Raw genomic sequence first — 17,914 nt, forward strand, 5'->3', positions numbered from 1 at the left:
AAAAAACAAATGTCCACCTGTGGTGGACATTTGTTTTTAGGAGCTGCTGTCTCTTATGATGAGTTCGGTGGAGATGTTGATTTTTTTCGCTATTTGTCGACCTTCGATTTTCTCAACGAGGCTGTTGACGGCTGTTTCTCCCATTAGTTCGGTGTAGACTTTTACTGTGCTCAATGATGGAAAGACGTATTTTGATATACTGATGTCGTTTACACCAATGATGTTCACACGTCCTGGAACAGGTATCCCTTCTTCCAATAGCGCTCTGAGTGCACCAATGGCCAGTGAATCATTCGCTGCAAAAAAAGCTGTCGGCAAGTTTTCTCCATGTTCATGAATTGCTTTTTTCATGAGTGAATGACCAACAGCAACGGAGAATTCCCCAACGTACATAAAAGCTTCATTGAACAGCCCTTTTTCTGCTAAGTAGTTTTTGAAGGTCCTCTCTCTAAGATCTTCGATTAGAGATGTTTTATCTTTGAAAACCTCTCTGCCGCCAATAAAACCAATTTTCTCATGACCGTTCTCCAAATAATGATCGATGACCTTTTTAGTAGCTTTTTCAAAATCACTAACGATCGAATCAAACTGTTCTTCATCGGGAGAAAAGTCCACAAAGACAATATTATTTGTGATGGAAACCATTTCTTTTATTTGTTTATCACTAAATTTGCCAATCGCAATAAGACCTTGGATTTCATCTTGTTTAAGGGTCTCAAAGTTATCTTGAAAGTACTTAGATACAGAAAAGCCCATTTGCCTGGATTGATTTTCGACTCCTAAACGAATCGACATATAATATAAATCTTCCAGTTCCTCTTTTTCTGTATACCACTGCAAAAGTGCGATTTTACCTGTCTCTATTTTTTTAGCTGGTCTCTTCTTATAAGAAAGCTGCTCTGCTACCTCAAATATCCTCTTTTTTGTTTCATCACCGACAGATAGGGTACTATCATAATTCAATACTCGGGATACTGTTGCGATCGATACTCCTGCTAATTCTGCAATATCCTTTATCGTAGCCATAAATCAAACTCCTATTGTATTAGAAAAAAAACGATATTTAGTCACAGCCTGGTATACATCCTCTGGGTTTAATACGATTGATGGAAAATTTGGCTGGTTGATTGCATCAGGCAGACCTTGCGTTTCGAGGCACACTCCCAAATGGTTCCTCGCTCGAACACCAGAGATCGAATAAGGACCTTCCAAATAGTTCCCCGTATACAGGATGACGCAGGGTTGATCCGTTGTAACTAACAGTGTCCTTCCACTTTCTTTTTCACTTAAAGCCACTGTATTTTCTCCCTTTTTTGAAAAAAGAATCGGATGGTCGTAACCATGACCAGCAAGTACATTTTGTGGATAATCGGATTTCATCCCCGACTTCAACAAACGGCCATGTTTAAAATCAAACGGCGTGTTAGTAGAGTCGATCATTCTCCCAGTTGGGATCAAATCTGAACCAAGTTCTAAGAAGCGATCACTTTCCAATTGAAGAATATGCTCGGAAACATCTCTTTTTAAATTACCGCTTAAATTGAAATACGAATGATTCGTTAAATTAACGATTGTTTTTTGATCCGTACGAGCCTCATAACGAATACTCAACGCATTTTGATTATTTAAAAGATAGGTGGCAGTTGTATCCAAATTACCTGGATACCCTTCTTCACCATCTACACTTCGATAGAAAAATTTCAATCCAACTGCATTTTCTGTTTCAAACGGTTCTGTTTTCCAAATAACCGAATTAAAGCCCTTCTTGCCGCCATGCAGGTGATTAGGGTCCTCGTTAGGTGTCAGCCTGTATACCTCTCCATCCAACTCAAACTCCGAATGATTAATTCTTCCAGCCACTCGGCCAACAATGGACCCAAAATAAGGGGACAAATCCACATAATCTTCAAATTGCTCAAAACCAAGCACTACGTTTTCAATCTTCCCATTGCGGTCGGGGACCATTATTTTGGTAATGATACAACCATAATTCAGGCATGAAACAGACATCCCTGAGTTATTAACAAGGGTATACTCCATCACGGGCTCACCGTTATATTGACCGAATAGCTTATCTACTATTTTCATATATTTACCACTCCATTACTTCATATCAAAAAATATGAGCCGTTCCGCCATTTCCATGCTGTAAGCTTTTTTAAGATAATGACAAGATAAAGCGGTTGAATCCGGCTTTTCCTTCTTCATTTGTTTTAAAAACACCCGCATCCTCTAATGCCTTTAAAAACTTTTTCCCTGTCTCTTCTTTGACGATTGCTTCAACATTTGACGGTGTTACAACGGATTGATAGCCCTCTTTTAGGCTTTTTGCCCATTCTAGATGATATTCAGCAACAGAATCCGTTTTTCCAAGAATGAAATTCTCAACTTCCTCAAGTTCATCTTTTAAGCGTGCAGGTAATACAGCCAGACCCATCACTTCGATTAGCCCGATGTTTTCCTTTTTAATATGATGAACATCTTGATGAGGGTGGAAAATTCCAAGTGGATGCTCCTCGCTCGTCCGGTTATTCCGAAGGACTAAATCCAGTTCATAAAATTCTTGATTTTTACGTGCAATCGGTGTAATCGTATTATGCGGGATATCGCCTGTTTTCGCATAAATTCCTACTGTTTCATCACTGTAATTTCTCCAGCGTGATAAAATATGCTCGCCTGCTTCCACAAGTGGTCCAGTTTCTTTCGAACGTAATCGAATGACGGACATTGGCCATTTGACAACAGAACCTTGAACATTCGGGAACTGCTCTAATGAAAATGTCCAATCATCCTCCGCTTTGGCCATCGCAAAGTCATAATGTCCGCCTTGATAATGATCATGCGAAAGAATAGAACCGCCAACAATCGGTAAATCAGCATTCGACCCGACAAAATAATGGGGAAACTGCTCAACAAAGTTTAACAGCCTTTGAAATGCCACCGAAGTAATTCTCATATCCCTATGGTCTTCTGATAGCACAATACAATGCTCATTATAGTAAACATAAGGTGAATATTGTAAAAGCCATTTCTCATCAGAAAGATTTAATCGGATCATACGGTGATTTGAGCGTGCTGGATGTCCAATTCTACCTGCATACCCTTCATTTTCAATACAAAGTAAGCATTTTGGATAATTTGCTTTTTGGACTGTACGTTCTAGAGCAATACTTCTAGGATCTTTCTCAGGTTTTGATAAATTGATCGTAATGTCTAGTTCACCATATTCCGTACTCACTTTGTACTCGACATTATTACGAATTCGCTTCATTTGAATATAGTTGCTATTTTTGCTTAACTCATAAAAATACTCAGTTGCCTCTTGTGGATTCTGTTTATATTTATCAAAAAAAATCTGATTAACAGTTGATGGACGTGCGATAAAGCAATTCATGATTTTACTTGAAAAAATCTCTTTTTCATCAAAAATATCTTCAATAATGCCTTGCTCACAAGCGAAATCTACAATTTGCTCAAGTAAGTCTGGAATCTCTAGATTTGACTCTGTTGTTTCGCAGTCCTTAAACTCGACTAAACGTAAGAGTGAAAGAATTTGATTTCGAGCATAAATCTCATCATCACAGTCGATTAATTGAGCAGCAATTGCTTTGTTAATCAATTGTTGGATTAGTTGATCTATCACGCTCTTCACCTCTCATACCCATTTGGGTGATGTTGATGCCAATTCCATGCATCGCTGATAATTTGGCGAATCGAGGTCCTGCTTGGATTCCAGCCCAACACACTTCTTGCTTTTTCTGAAGATGCAATTAATGTACTAGGGTCTCCAGACCGGCGTTCCCCGAATTGGACCGGAATATCAATACCTGTAACCTCTTTTGCTGTCTCGATGATTTCCTTTACAGAAAACCCTTGACTGCTGCCTAGATTGAACACATTACTTTCCCCGCCATTTTGCAAATACGCGAGTGCTAGAAGATGCGCATCAATCAAGTCCTCAACATGGATGTAATCGCGTACACAGGTTCCGTCTGCTGTATCATAATCTTGACCAAAGACGGTCACAGCAGGTCTTTTTCCTAAAGCAGCTTCTAATACAACAGGAATCAAGTGGGTTTCAGGATTATGGTCCTCTCCAATCTGCCCATCACGTCTTGCTGAGGCTACGTTAAAATAGCGGAGTGATACATACCTAAGATCGAATGCCTTTTCACACCAAGAAATCATTTTTTCCATAGTCAGTTTCGTTTCACCATAGGTGTTGGTTGGCAGAGTAGCTGCCTCTTCCTTAATTGGCACCACCTTCTGTTCACCATAAACTGCCGCTGTTGAGGAAAAGACGATGTGCTTTACATTAAATTCCTTCATCATTTCAAGCACAACTTGTGTACCGTACACATTGTTATCAAAGTATTTTAGCGGCTCAATCATCGATTCGCCAACAAGAGAGTTAGCTGCAAAATGGAGAATGGCTTCTATGTTTTCTTTTTCAAAGACAGAGCGCATAAACTCACGGCTTCTAATATCACCTTCATAAAAGTGAGCCTTGTGATGTACTGCGTCTCGGTGTCCTGTTTGCAAATTATCGATAACCACCACTTCAGAACCCTGGTCAATTAACTGATAAACAGCATGCGAACCAACATAGCCTGCACCGCCTAAAACAAGAATACTCATCTATATAGCACCCTCCATCTCAATCTCTTTTGCTCCATCACCAATACTCGCAACATAGAAATCCGCTTGATAGCCGATTTTGTCCTGATAAGCGGCGCCAACATTTTCAATAAAGCTCTCAACCTGTTCATTTTCAACAATGGCAATGGCACAGCCTCCGAATCCAGCTCCAGTCATTCGCGCCCCAATAACCCCTGGCTGTTTCCATGCCGCTTCGACTAAGCTATCAAGTTCAACCCCGGTCACTTCATAATCGTCTCTTAACGAGATATGCGATTGATTCATCAGCTGCCCAAACGCCTCTAAGTTCCCTGCCTTCAGTTCTTCAAGTGCCTTTAATGTTCTCATATTTTCATATACCGCATGCTTTGCACGCTTACGGACGGTTTCATTAGCGATTAATGATTGATTTTCATCAAACTCCGCTTCTGTCAGCTGTCCAAGTGCTTCGATTGGTAGCTTTTTCTGGAGCTGAGATAAGGCTTCTTCACATTCTCCTCGGCGCTCATTGTATTTCGAGTCCGCAAGTTCTCTGCGTTTGTTTGTATTCATAATTAAGATTTTGTGGTGATCAAGTTGAATCGGTGCATACTGAAAGTTTAAAGTCTGACAATCAAGCAAAATTCCAGCGTCCTCTTTTCCCATTCCAATCGCAAATTGATCCATAATGCCACTGTTAACACCAATAAATTCATTTTCAACTCTTTTACCAATCTTGATCATGTCTAGGCGATCTATTCCTAATTTAAACAACCCGTCTAGGAGGACGCCTGTCAATAACTCAATTGACGCAGAAGAAGATAGGCCTGCTCCATTGGGAATGTTACCTTCAATTACACACTCAAATCCAGATGGAATTGAAAATCCTGCTTCCTTTATATAACGAATCATGCCCTTTGGGTAATTTGCCCAATTATGCTGTTTATCGTATTCTAATTGCGTTAGATCAAACTCAATGATTTCTCTATCTGGGAAGTTTACTGAATAGAGGCGGACAAGATTGTCCTCTCTTTTCTTTGCAACGGCATAAGTACCATAAGTAATAGCACATGGAAATACGTGACCACCGTTGTAATCTGTGTGTTCACCAATTAAATTAATTCTCCCTGGAGCAAAGAATGCCTGCTCAGGCTGGACCTCAAATATTTCTCTAAATGTAGTTATTAACTTTGTGATATTCATTGTCGTCCCTCCACTTTTCAAACTATATGTTTAGTTTAATACATTAGGTAAAAGAAATCCATTATTTTTACTAAAATTTTTACTAAAAACATTAAAAAGCAGTGTATACCAATATACACTACTTTTTCTAAGTCACCACTTAAATCAATCCCACAGTAGCAAACTTATTTCAAAAGATACTCTGCATCTCTCAGCAAGTAGGAGGCTGCCTCACTTGAAATATGCTTGTTGTTTTGTGCTTTTACTTCATTTATGAAGCTTTGTAATTCATTATTTTCCAACTTCTTTAGTAGACTGTTAGCTATTCCCTCATAAGTAATTGATCCCTTGGTTTGAAACAGTTTTACAAGCTCTTTTAACGACGAAATGCTAGTGGTCGTCTTAAACGATACTGTTGCCGCTGCAGGATTTCCTGCTTGATCCTTCGCACTCACTGTGAGAGCATGCTCTCCTAGGGATAGCTTATAAAGCGGTATTACCGTACCATTTTCGATTGGTTGTCCATCCAACAACGCAGCCACAGACGAATTATTCACACCTGATATATTGTCAAATACCGTGTAATTCACTGTCAGGGTTTGGTCGTCCAAATAATTTTCATCAGATATACCTTCGAATTCGATTATAGGACGAGTCTGGTCTAGATTAATTGGCTCTAAAGTAAGTACCTGTTCAGTATTGCCCGCTTTATCCACCGAATAGTATTTCACATTATTTTTTCCATCTTGACTGACCATAAATGGTGCAGTATAAGTTTCCCAGGTAGTGCCGCCATCCAAGCTATAGAAGGTAGAATCTACTCCAGGCATGGTATCCGTCGCACTCAATGTGACTATAACAGGGTTTTTATACCAGCCATTTTCCCCATCCGGATCTGCCGGGTTCATTTCAGCAGTCGTCTCAGGCGGCGTGCTGTCAACGTTTGAGTAAACTTGAACCTCTACGAGCCCGCTTCCCCAACCATTGCTGAGAGCATTGTTGTTAACACGCCTTACCTCATTCACCTTGAGCTTTACATACCTGTAATTTCCACTTAGCTTATCGGAGGTGAAACCGGCCCACATATTCGTATTATTGTTGACCAACTCAGTCCAATTTTTATTATCTGTTGAACCGAAAATCTGATACCTGTGGTACATTTCAGAACCGTTATATAGTCTATAGGCTACGTCAATTCGCGCTAAGTCATAGACATCACCTAAATCAATCGTATATTCATACGGAGCAACTAAGCCGCCAAAGAAGTGGCTCGTATCACCCCATGTATTAAGGTTATAGGTAATGCCGTCATTTGCTTTCTCTATTCCAGTAGCAGAATCATTATTTGTGATGGTTGCTGGCTTACCCTCTGAAATGAGCTCAACCTTAGGGAATTGTACATCGCCGGTCTCTGCATTCAGTTTCCAACCTGTTGTGAAGGTGGCCGAAGCATTATGTTCTGCCTCGTTGAAGGCAATCGGTAACCACACATAACGTGAGTCGGAAAGTTGACTTGGTCTCCATCTGTCACCCATATAAACATAACTATTTGACCCATCCGATTTAGTCAGTTTCATGATGTTGGTTGATTGACTGTAGTATGTGCTGTTGTTCCCAAATGTGAAATTTGGAAGTATCTTACCATTCTCATCTTTTATAGGAGTCCAGCCATGCGGATCTGTAATGTCTGCATTATAGCTAATCGCACTCTGATTTGGCAGCCAACCCGATTGTCCGGAGGTAACCAAATAATAACCTTCGCCCGTACTCACAACCGCTGGTGCTTCTCGTCCGACACCCTCATAGAAGTTGTAGGATTCGAAATCTGTTGCCTTTGCAGCAGGGTCGCTGAAGGTGTAGGTCGTAAAGTCCACATCTGTATATTCTTCATTTAGTCGGTGGATCCTCATGGAATGCCCTTCCGACGATACCAGATAAGCAGTCCCGTCATCATCGGCAAACACCGTAAAATCACGTGAAATATAGCCCATTTGAGTCACATCGTTTTGCACGCTCGATGAAACAGTCGTCCTGTTCCCGCTGGACTTATAGTATTCGGAATCGGAGTAAACACCGTTGTCACTGCGCCAGTTACGCAGAGTACCTCCTGGACGCCAGTGCCCAAGGAAGGTATACGGACCTGCTACATTATCCGCTGTAGCTACCGCAATTTGACTGCTTGCATAGCTGCCCGCTGTTTCCCAATGGCCCCAAAGAACATACTTTTTGGTTTTTTCGTTGTAAAGTAGTTTCGGACGCTCCCATTTATTATCGAGAAGTCCGTATTCCGCGCCTTCTACAGTTTGAGAGAATTGGTCAAGAATGTTACCTTCATATTTCCAATTGACCAAATCACGGGAGGAGTAAAGCGATACCGCATGGAAAACTGCACTGTTGTGAATTTTGTTTTCCCCAACCCAATAGTAGATAGGCTTGCCGTCTTCTGCGGTTTGCTGAAGGAACCCGCCGCCGTGGGCTTGGATGGGATTCCCTTCGGTATCGTACCAGGTTTCTCCAACAGGTACACCGGCAGTGGAATAGTTCACTACATTTTCAGGTTGAACGGTCTGTGCCCATTTGAAGGCTTCGTCAATTTGCAAAGCCGCCCGGTCTATATCCCATTGCGTCGCAGATTCATCGGCTAAAATCGATTTCGCATGATCGAGAGCCTGAGTAATGGTTTTCCATGTTCCGTTGGTATAATCCCCTCTTATAGTATCTTTCTTCTCATCATATTTAGCCTGAAGCTCCGATTTGAGCGATGGCACTGTCACTGTGTATTCCTGACTGAAGTCAAACCATTTCATGGTCAGAATGACTTGTTTTGCGCTCGTGCCTTCCGTCGGACGATTTACTAAACCTGTGCTTGGATTAATCAAGCTGTTATCGCTTGAGGTCCAGATAATATTGGGATCACGAAACAACGAAAGATCCTCACGAACCACCATCCCATCGGTGAGCGGCTTCAAAGTGAGCAAGTCGTTCCAAGTAAAACTGCGAATTTCTCTCGCAAAATAAGTCGCAGCGTCTTGATCAAGTGCGGCTTTAAATACACGCACATCGCGGTAGTGCGAGTCAAGATTGGAGAAGGTAGCAATCGTACGGTTCAGTCGAAATTGTCCATTGCCAATTTCGTCCGCACCAATCCCGTTAGAAGCAACCTCCGCTGCCTTAACTCCATCGACCCAGACGATCAGCTTACCAGTACTGGCTGTGCCGTCCAGCGAAATCGTATAATTATGCCACATATCGGCTGCCGGTGCCGGGAAAGATGCCACTGTGGAATCCGCCCCATTCCGTTTAAGAACTACCGCAGCCATACCATTGCTGTAGTAAGGTCGAAGCGTAAGATTGTTATTATTATCAGCCCCATAAGATAAGAGGGTATTTACCGCGCTGGTAGAACGTGTTTGCGTCTTATTCAATTTAATATTTAACGAAAAAGAAATTTTCCTTCCCGTTACAGGGGATCCCGGATTGCTGCCCGCAATATGTCCATTGTTTGCATTTCCCGGATTGACCACTGTAACGTAGTCCGTTTTCCAGGATACATCACTGCCGGACAATTGCTGATTCTCATTCAACTTGTTTTTATACTGATAAGAACTATTTAACGGGTAGTGCGCCACAGTGACACTATCTAGTGAACTTACATTGAAGTCAAATTCTGTATCGGCTGCTTCGACGAAATGAGATGGAGTAAACCCGCTGGTGATTACGCTTACAATTAACAACATAAGCAATAATCTCTTACCCCATTTACCAAAATTTATCCATAATATAGGTTTCATTGCAATTCTCCTTTTCTTTTCTATCAATCTTCCACGTTTAAACTATTATCCTCCTTATTTTGTTTGAATCCGTTACAACTATCAGGTTATCTAATTTATCTTCCTTCATATATGAATATTTTTACTAGATTTTCAAAAATTTTGACTTTTTCGATAAATATAATCTAACTTTACTTTTTCACCCCCAAAAAAGCAGTTAGATTCCACTTTATGAATCTACTGCTTTTTATGGGATTTGTTCTGAAACCTATTCAAATCTAGTTTTTTAAATTCTTTGAATCATAAAGTCAAATTCCATGAATTCATTTGCCTTAATAAGATGTTCCTCGTGAACTGGTGCACCCCAGCTGTCGTCACCGCCAACACCCATCTGCTTACCGGCAACTGTTACAACCGTATAGTGGACATTCGGCAGCTCGTAAATATGCTGGGCATTTTCAAGCTCGAAGGCAGTATATGGTGAAAAATTGCACTCTAACGGTTCTGTGACCGAAGAAATTCTAATTCCCTGACCGTTTTGATTCGTGACATCCACACGACGGACTCCAGTACGATTCCCCGATTCCTGCGGCAAGACATAACCTGATAGATTATCACTTACTTGATTTTTAAAAATACCAAGTTTAGCACCCATAGCGCGGTCTGAGTAATTTTCTTCTGGACCCATCGCATACCAGTCTAATTGATCGTAATCCGCTGGAATCTTGAACGACACTGCAAAAATCGGCAGCTGCGGCAAATTCTCAGCCCCTTTATACTCAGACTTTACGCGAACACTTCCATCTGGATAAACAGTGTATCCTGTCTTAACCTCAATATCTGGATTAATCGAGAACTTATAGGTAAAAGCAATACGAACATTACTGCTGTTCTCTTCGACTTCTATATTTACACACTTTCTCGTCAAGCTCGCTGCATACCACAGCCCGGAATGGAAGCCTTGAGAATATCCGCGATCATTGTCAGTCGTGGCTCTCCAAAACAATGGTGCTGGAGGAAGTGAAATCATTTCTTTACCTGCGTAGTTTAGGGAAACTAAACTGCCTGCACCTTTTGAGAACATAACCGTGAAGTCTCGGCCATGAACACCAATATTGACATCCCCATAGACAACCCGTAAATTGCCGTTTACTGGTGCTAATCCCTTTGTACCCACTTGATAAACAAACTGACCGAATGCAATTTCATACCCTGCTTCTGCCCAAAGGGTGCCTTCCTTCAACACTAGTGATGTTTGAATACAATACTCACCTGTTTCAGCTTTGAACTCTTCAGGGATTTCAAACTCAAAACGTCCCTCACGTTGCGGTTCAACATTAACAAACAGCTTATTTCGATATAATTCCCTGCCTTCACGTAATAAGACATAATCCAGTTCAAAGACACTCGTATTCGTGAACAGACTCTCATTTTTAATGGTTACACCTATCCCATCTGGTACTAGTTTAAAATCTTGATATAAGAACTTAACTTCCTGCATTTTAGGTGAAAGCTCTCGGTTAGCGTAGACAATCCCATTTGTACAGAATCCATAATCCGTCGGACGATCACCAAAATCTCCGCCATATGCAAGGAATTCATTTCCGTAACGGTCCTTTTTATAAATAGCTTGATCAATATAATCCCAAATAAACCCTCCTTGATACATTGGATACTTCTGCTCAAGGTCCGTATATTTGTACATACCTCCAAGTGAATTTCCCATTGCATGCATGTACTCACAGCTAATGTAAGGCTTCTCCGGATTATCATTTAAATATTTTTCAATATCAGATGGCTTCGCATACATGCGGCTTTCCATATCACTTGTGTCGTTATAATCACGGTTGTGGAAAACTCCTTCATAGTGAACAAGTCTACTAGGGTCCATCTTTTTGAAATATTTAGAGACATTAAGAATTACTTCACCAGCGTATGATTCGTTACCACAGGACCAAATCAAGATAGATGGGTGATTTTTATCTCGTTCTACCATCGAAATGGCTCGGTCCATGACGATTCCTTCCCATTCCGGCTTATTACCAGGAATGTTCCAGGAAGGCTCAACAGCCCCCATCTTTTGCCATGAGCCATGTGTTTCAAGATTCATCTCATCGATGACATATATCCCATACTCATCACATAGCTCGTACCAATAGCTTTGGTTAGGATAGTGAGAGGTACGGACTGCATTGATGTTATGACGTTTTAGGGTTTTAATATCCCAGAGCATATCTTCTTTTGTAATGGAACGGCCGTGACGGGGATTGAATTCATGACGGTTCACACCCTTAAATACAATCCGCTCTCCATTGAGGTGCATAATTTTATTCACGAGTTCAAATCTTCTAAACCCAACCTTCTGTGCTACAACCTCTACTAAACTTCCAGCTTCGTTGTAGATTTGTATAAATAATTTGTACAAATACGGATTTTCTGCACTCCAAAGTGCAGGCTGCTCAACAGCAAGGTTAATCGACCAATTGCCATCGATATATTCAGCTTCGCCCGTTTTAGCGAGAGTACCATTGGCATCCACTAATTCTGCCGTTATTTTTGAAGCGGCCTTCCCTTGAAGCTTTAGGTCGACAGAAAGAGTACCTCTTGTAAAAGTGGAATCCAGTTCAGGGCGAACATAGAGGTCGGCGGCATGAATTTCCGGAACTGTGTAAAGGTAAACATCACGGAAAATCCCAGAAAAACGCCAAAAGTCCTGGTCTTCAAGCCAACTGCCGGTACTCCGTTGATAAACCTCCACTGCGAGCTTGTTCTCACCTTCAACCAAATACGGTGTAAGTTCAAACTCAGCAGGGGTAAAAGAATCCTCGCTGTATCCAACAAACTCACCATTTAACCATACATAAAAAGCAGACTCTACACCTTGGAAGGAAATATAAACTGGCTTATTTTTCATGTTAGTTGGAATTTTGAAGTATTTTACATAACTTCCTACCGGATTATGGTCGGTTGGAATTTCTGGCGGACGAATTTCATTATGACCGTCCCAAGGATACATCGTATTTACATACTGGGGCTGACCATAGCCTTGGAGCTGAATATGCCCAGGAACACTGATATCCCCCCAGCTGGAGCAGTGATATTCATTTTTATAAAATTGATCTGGTCTGTGGTCCGGATTAATACTATAGAAAAATTTCCAATTTCCATTTAAATCATGACGCATTTTCACCGGAGCTCCACTTTGCGCCTCCTCCAATTTCTCATAATAGAGATGATCTGAATGCGCTGGAAGACGGTTTACAGAAAACACACTCACATCTGTAAGCCAGTTTAAATTTGGAACTGTTGTCATATCTACTTACACTTCCTATCTTCATTTATGAATAATAATCTTCTCTTCGCCGAGTTCCAAGTATATATTTTCTTCCCCAAATTCAATCTTTGGCGTGGTTTCCCATTGGTTCATAATGGTCTCATTTCCTGGTTCCCCAAAAACGGCATTTACAAGCCAATGTGTCCCTGGTTTTAGACTAGCCTTTATAGTTGGTATAACGGTGCGTGTATTTACTAGATTTGTATTTGCATTTGGATAGACGAGCTCTGATTTGCCATTTCCATATAAGTTCTTTATACCGCTTACAGCCCAAGGTGAAATAGCTGCACTTTCTTTTAACAGCGTAATTCCCTCTGCCTTTTGCCCATTATATTGGGTATGCTCCAATCCTAGAGCGAATCCACCTTCTGCAACATCAAGGTTTCTTCTTGTCTCTATACAATGGACTCGGATATGCCAGGGGGTCCCTGGAACGAGCCATGTTTTAATTTCAACATCATCCCACGGCTTCCATTTTGTGTAGATTACATTCTCGTTTACCTCATATTCCTCGCACTTTCTTTTACCTCTATAGATATTGTCGCCCTCGCTGACAGCAAGCATCGAATCAAATGCACCCTGTGCAAGTCCCCATTCTGCTTTTTGCACACTAAATCCAAAAATATTGGAGTAAACAAATTTTTCATATTTCGCTGCAATATGAGAGTGATCATTTGTATGCTGGTACCCAGCGTTAAATGCAGCAACATGGTTTTGTTCATCCTGTCTGCATAGGATAAAACGTGGTGAGTGCTGCACAACCTTCTCCTTTAATGAAGGAAGAAGTTCCTCCTCCACCTCCCAAAAAGGATGATCCACAGGCAGTGCTAAAGGCAGGAAGGTTTTTAACGCCCAATATGGTGAACATGGTGAATTATAGTTCTCTGCCATGACCAAATTTGGATAACTATAGCCAATCGTCAGCAGTCCATTATGGTCAAATATATTTTGACTGAACCATGAGCGGAGGTTCCGCAGGATAAGTCCCTTCATCACGCCTAGTGGAAACACATCGACCTCTGCGTAGACAAGGGCACTCCAAAAGGAAGATTGAGCAAATCGATATGACAGACTTCTTCCATATGGCAGGGCGGAACCATCATTCGCAAACCAGTAGATAAAGTCCTTGGCAAATGCCGCTGCCCTGCTTTTGTACAGCTTTGCCCTTTCTGGATCCTCACTGCCCATCAATTTTGCATAAAGCAGGCTATAAAAATGAATGGCAAACGGTCCATAATAATCACAATGAGCACCTACCCCATCTGAATACCAACCATTCTGTAGATAGAAGTGTTCTATTCGTTCAAGATTCCCTATCACTGTTTCACGATTATATGGTAAGCCAACTCTTTTAAACCCAAGGTTGACAATTACCGGGAAAAATAACCAGTTGCAATCGTAAACTTTGATTGTGTTGATTTGATTTAGCCACTGGAACAAATTATCTTTTTCCAAATCACTTAAAGGCTCCCAAATCTTTTCAGGTATGAGTGCGAGTGCATATCCAAATGCCGCCATTTCTACCGCACGCTGATCAAAGTCTGCGATATCTCCCCAATATTCTTCATGAGAAGGATCTGTACCATTCTTTATGCCCTGCATGTGGATATCCCAAATTTCCGATTCTTCTCCACCTGCTAACAAGGGAACAAGTCCCCATAATAATCTTGAGAAACCTTCCATTCCAGCTAGAGAATCTGGGTATCCCGCCCCTGTACTGCCTAATTGAAGGAGGGTTTTCCCCTTGGAGTAAAAAGGTTTTAATGGGTTTAAAATCTGTTTTACTGCCTCACTCAAATCCTCCCTTGATTTAAGTGGATTTTTCTGAATAGGTAAATCGAGTTTTATCATAAACTTCCCTCCTGATAGAGAAATGGTTTCTTTTTTTCCAGTTGCTATCAATCTACCAAAATAATTCTTTATACCCTTTTAAATACGCTAGACCCTCGACAAAATAGTAGTCACCATATATAAGCGGATTATCCATATATTTTCCTTGCGGGAAATGACTTGTTGCATGAAGAATCAATCCTTCTTCTGAGCCTTCCCAATCACTGTAATGGTTATATAAGGACTGAAGTATCCTTTCTCCTGCTTTCCTATATATAGGAGACTCTGGCGAAGCTACTTTATCCGCAAGCAAGAGCAAGCCGCACGCAGCTATGGCTCCTGCTGAAGAGTCTTTTGGTGAAGCTACATCCGCAGGGATTCGAAAATCCCAATCTGGAACGAAGTCTTCCGACAAGTGGGCAATAAAAAAGTGAGCAACCCGTTTGGAATATTCTAGGTATTTTTCTTCGCCTGTATAATGATAAGTTAATGTGAGACCATATATGGCCCATGCGGTTCCTCGAGACCATGCCGATTCTGGTCCATACCCCTGCCCGCCAAGCGCTTCTATCTTTTCACCGCTATCCGGGTTGAACCGAATAATATGGTGAACTCCGCCATCACTCCGGATAAAGTGATCTAACACCATTTCGGCATGCTTTTTTGCCACACCCTTGAATCTGGGATCACCTGTTTCTTCAGATGCCCAATACAAGAGCGGCAGGTTCATCATACAGTCGATGATGGCAATTCCACTATTGTCTTCTCCTTCTGTCCAAGGATTCCAAGCGCGAATATAGTTACCATTTGGGTTAAAGCGGCCCATTAATAGATTTGCCGCTACCAACGCCCGCCGTTTCGATTCTTCTTCACCTAGGATTTTATGTCTAGCCACACTGGTCAATGTCCACATAAAACCCATATCATGATCGAGTTTGTAATAGTTTCGTTGTACAGCATCTAACTTTTTCTCACATTCTTCGGCGAGTTTTCTTAAATTCTCATCTTTTGAATCTCGATAAATAAGCCATAATATTCCTGGCCAAAACCCCGCAGTCCACCAATGAGGTTCTGCAAGTACATACTGGCCATTCTCGCTGGCATGCGGAAAATTCGCACCTATTCTCTCACTTGTTCTACTAATTTTATTCGTTACCTTTTCCCACGCTTCTTCTACCCACTGTTGAGTAATCATACTCTTCACCCCGCCTATTCAAATTGAAATGCCAACTCGACACTACACTCTCTATCTGGGTGCAGTACAATAAAGTCGAGGGCTAGATTATCTTCTGATTTACCGAAATGATTAATAAAATTAATCAATTTTGTTTCTAGTTTTAACTGACTCTTATCATATGAAATTCTTACTTTATTCTTTCCTTCTAGAAGGACTCCATCATCGGTTTTTGTTATTAATAATACAGGTGTAATGAACCGTTCCATGATTGAACGTGGCTGCTCAGCAAAAGAATAAGTGTCTTCCACTACCAGTTTTGGAAGATTTGTTTTTACCCACGTAAACCTTCGCTTTACACTTTGAAGACTGTTAACCTCATACGCATTTGCGATATCCATTTCATAGATATCAACATCTTCTCCTATTGAAACCTGAAGAATGTTTGCATATTTTGCTGACCCTGGTGTTTGAAATTGTTCGTTTATTATTGGAACAGAATGACCCTGTGAGCCATTACAAAGAAAAGAATAGCGTTTTTCACTAAAGTAATCCTTACTGTATAAACCACTTCCTAGATCTTTAAAAAACACTTCTGTATTACCTTGCAAAATGAAGTGGCCAATGTCGTTATGGTTATGAGGCTCGTCGTTATGTCCGCCTTTTGCTGCAAATGCAAAACTTCCCGATTCACAAATGTGCCTCGAAAGAAACCACTCCGAGTCCTTTGAAAAATGGGTGCCATTTCTCCAAGGTAATGGAACAGACTCTTCATCAAACCACAATAGATTTCGGATTGCTGGAGCCCATCTGCTACAATGGTCGTCCGTATAATGAGAACGAAGATATGTTTCTGGAACTTCGAAATCACTATAAATTTTGCTTAAATAATGGCTCAGCCCCAGAAAAACGGAAGCTGTTGGAAGTGAATCTGAAAAGTTAACAACAAGATTTCGATTTAAAAAGGTCCTTTGTTGAAAAAGTGCAATTTGATGAACCTTCTCAGATTCGAATAGATTCAGCTTTCCTTCAGTCTTTTTCTTCAATAAATCTGCGAAATAGACATAATATCCAAAACCATATTGCCAATATCCATAACCCTCAAGGCATATCCCATCATCTTGGAAGCCTTTTAAGTAAGAACTCATTGCGTCCATAACCCTTTCCAAAATGATGGTAAGTTCGTCCTGATCTTGGATTAAATGCAGTGCTGCACAACCAATGGATCCTGCACATACAGCCGCCCAATTATGTGTTTGTTTCTCCCAGCCAAAGGTTTTTTCTTTAAATGGGAAAAAGATTCTATTGTATATTTCTTCATAAATACGCTTACAAATTTGCGGATTTAAATGTTCCTCCGTTAGTTTTACTATTTCACCTAACGAAAAGGCGGTTTCAGCAGCAAATAAATCAATAGTATACTCCTTCTTACTTGGCTCATTGAGTGAGTAATTAACGTTCACCGATGTTTCCGGACTATTTTGTAAATGCGCAGGCAGGCACCAGGAATATTCATTGCAAACGGACCATATCGTGTTTTCTAGTGCTGTTAAATATTCATCTTGTTCAGGTTCAAGTAACACCATAATTGCAAAGGTCGTTAACCGTCTCCGCTTTTCAAAATATACCTTTTCGAATTCTAGCCGGGAGCCGGTTTCACCAAAAATGTTGAACAAGGAAAACGTTAGTTCAGGATCACTTTCTTGTAAAAGTCTATCCCCCTCATCCCTAATTTCATTAAGAAGCAATTGATAAGCGGGATTTTCCCTAATGCCTTTCCACCAATTTAGTTTGAATTCCCTAGTAGGAAACAATAGGGAAGTTTCGGAACCTAATAAACTCTTAAGCTGTGCGGTAAGCAAAATATATACCTCCTACTCCAATTCCTTTTATTATAAAATAGGGCGAGTTGAAACTATTAACGGTATTTTGATATATATATACAAAATTTTGACTATCTTTTTTCATGAAAGTGACCCAATAGGAACATTCCCTATTGGGTCACTT

General features: G+C 40.8%; 10 protein-coding genes. All 10 read right to left on the minus strand.

Features of this window, described 5'->3' with window-relative positions; all coding sequences use genetic code 11:
• Window positions 1-36 precede the first annotated feature (36 nt).
• The 10 genes from QFZ31_RS18730 to QFZ31_RS18775 all read right to left on the minus strand — a co-directional run bounded on the left by QFZ31_RS18730 (window position 37) and on the right by QFZ31_RS18775 (window position 17,769).
• The gene (locus QFZ31_RS18730; protein ID WP_307305630.1) at window positions 37-1,026 is read right to left on the minus strand and encodes a LacI family DNA-binding transcriptional regulator; all 990 of its coding nucleotides are present in this window, start codon (window positions 1,024-1,026) and stop codon (window positions 37-39) included.
• Between the two features lie 3 nt (window positions 1,027-1,029).
• Entirely contained in the window at window positions 1,030-2,088 is a 1,059-nt protein-coding gene (locus QFZ31_RS18735; protein ID WP_307305633.1) for an aldose epimerase family protein, read from the minus strand.
• Window positions 2,089-2,158: 70 nt separating this feature from the next.
• The gene (galT, locus tag QFZ31_RS18740; RefSeq protein ID WP_307305636.1) at window positions 2,159-3,643 is read right to left on the minus strand and encodes a UDP-glucose--hexose-1-phosphate uridylyltransferase; all 1,485 of its coding nucleotides are present in this window, start codon (window positions 3,641-3,643) and stop codon (window positions 2,159-2,161) included.
• Between the two features lie 5 nt (window positions 3,644-3,648).
• Window positions 3,649-4,638, minus strand: coding sequence for a UDP-glucose 4-epimerase GalE (galE, locus tag QFZ31_RS18745; protein ID WP_307305639.1), 990 nt, complete (start codon window positions 4,636-4,638; stop codon window positions 3,649-3,651).
• Window positions 4,639-5,820 (minus strand): galactokinase, encoded by a 1,182-nt coding sequence (locus QFZ31_RS18750; protein ID WP_307305642.1) that lies wholly within the window; start codon window positions 5,818-5,820, stop codon window positions 4,639-4,641. It lies immediately after the preceding gene.
• A gap of 164 nt (window positions 5,821-5,984) precedes the next feature.
• On the minus strand, window positions 5,985-8,723 hold the full coding sequence (locus QFZ31_RS18755; protein ID WP_307305645.1) for an OmpL47-type beta-barrel domain-containing protein: 2,739 nt from the start codon (window positions 8,721-8,723) through the stop codon (window positions 5,985-5,987).
• 1,132 nt (window positions 8,724-9,855) lie between these two features.
• Window positions 9,856-12,882 carry a glycoside hydrolase family 2 TIM barrel-domain containing protein gene (locus tag QFZ31_RS18760; protein ID WP_307305648.1) on the minus strand — a complete coding sequence of 1,009 codons (3,027 nt, stop codon included), beginning with the start codon at window positions 12,880-12,882 and terminating at the stop codon, window positions 9,856-9,858.
• A gap of 21 nt (window positions 12,883-12,903) precedes the next feature.
• Window positions 12,904-14,754, minus strand: a complete 1,851-nt coding sequence (locus QFZ31_RS18765; RefSeq protein ID WP_307305650.1) for a DUF2264 domain-containing protein — start codon at window positions 14,752-14,754, stop codon at window positions 12,904-12,906.
• A 52-nt stretch (window positions 14,755-14,806) separates the two neighbouring features.
• Complete coding sequence (locus QFZ31_RS18770; protein ID WP_307305652.1) at window positions 14,807-15,928, minus strand: glycoside hydrolase family 88 protein; 1,122 nt, start codon at window positions 15,926-15,928, stop codon at window positions 14,807-14,809.
• Window positions 15,929-15,942: 14 nt separating this feature from the next.
• Window positions 15,943-17,769, minus strand: coding sequence for a heparinase II/III family protein (locus tag QFZ31_RS18775; protein ID WP_307305654.1), 1,827 nt, complete (start codon window positions 17,767-17,769; stop codon window positions 15,943-15,945).
• Window positions 17,770-17,914 lie beyond the last annotated feature (145 nt).

This window comes from Neobacillus niacini (assembly GCF_030817595.1).
Lineage (GTDB): Bacteria > Bacillota > Bacilli > Bacillales > Cytobacillaceae > Neobacillus > Neobacillus niacini_G.

Coding starts and splice junctions, on each gene's coding strand:
- QFZ31_RS18730 (WP_307305630.1), bottom strand. CDS start 1,026: ATGGCTACGATAAAGGATATTGCAGAATTAGCAGGAGTATCGATCGCA.
- QFZ31_RS18735 (WP_307305633.1), bottom strand. CDS start 2,088: ATGAAAATAGTAGATAAGCTATTCGGTCAATATAACGGTGAGCCCGTG.
- galE (WP_307305639.1), bottom strand. CDS start 4,638: ATGAGTATTCTTGTTTTAGGCGGTGCAGGCTATGTTGGTTCGCATGCT.
- QFZ31_RS18750 (WP_307305642.1), bottom strand. CDS start 5,820: ATGAATATCACAAAGTTAATAACTACATTTAGAGAAATATTTGAGGTC.
- QFZ31_RS18760 (WP_307305648.1), bottom strand. CDS start 12,882: ATGACAACAGTTCCAAATTTAAACTGGCTTACAGATGTGAGTGTGTTT.
- QFZ31_RS18765 (WP_307305650.1), bottom strand. CDS start 14,754: ATGATAAAACTCGATTTACCTATTCAGAAAAATCCACTTAAATCAAGG.
- QFZ31_RS18770 (WP_307305652.1), bottom strand. CDS start 15,928: ATGATTACTCAACAGTGGGTAGAAGAAGCGTGGGAAAAGGTAACGAAT.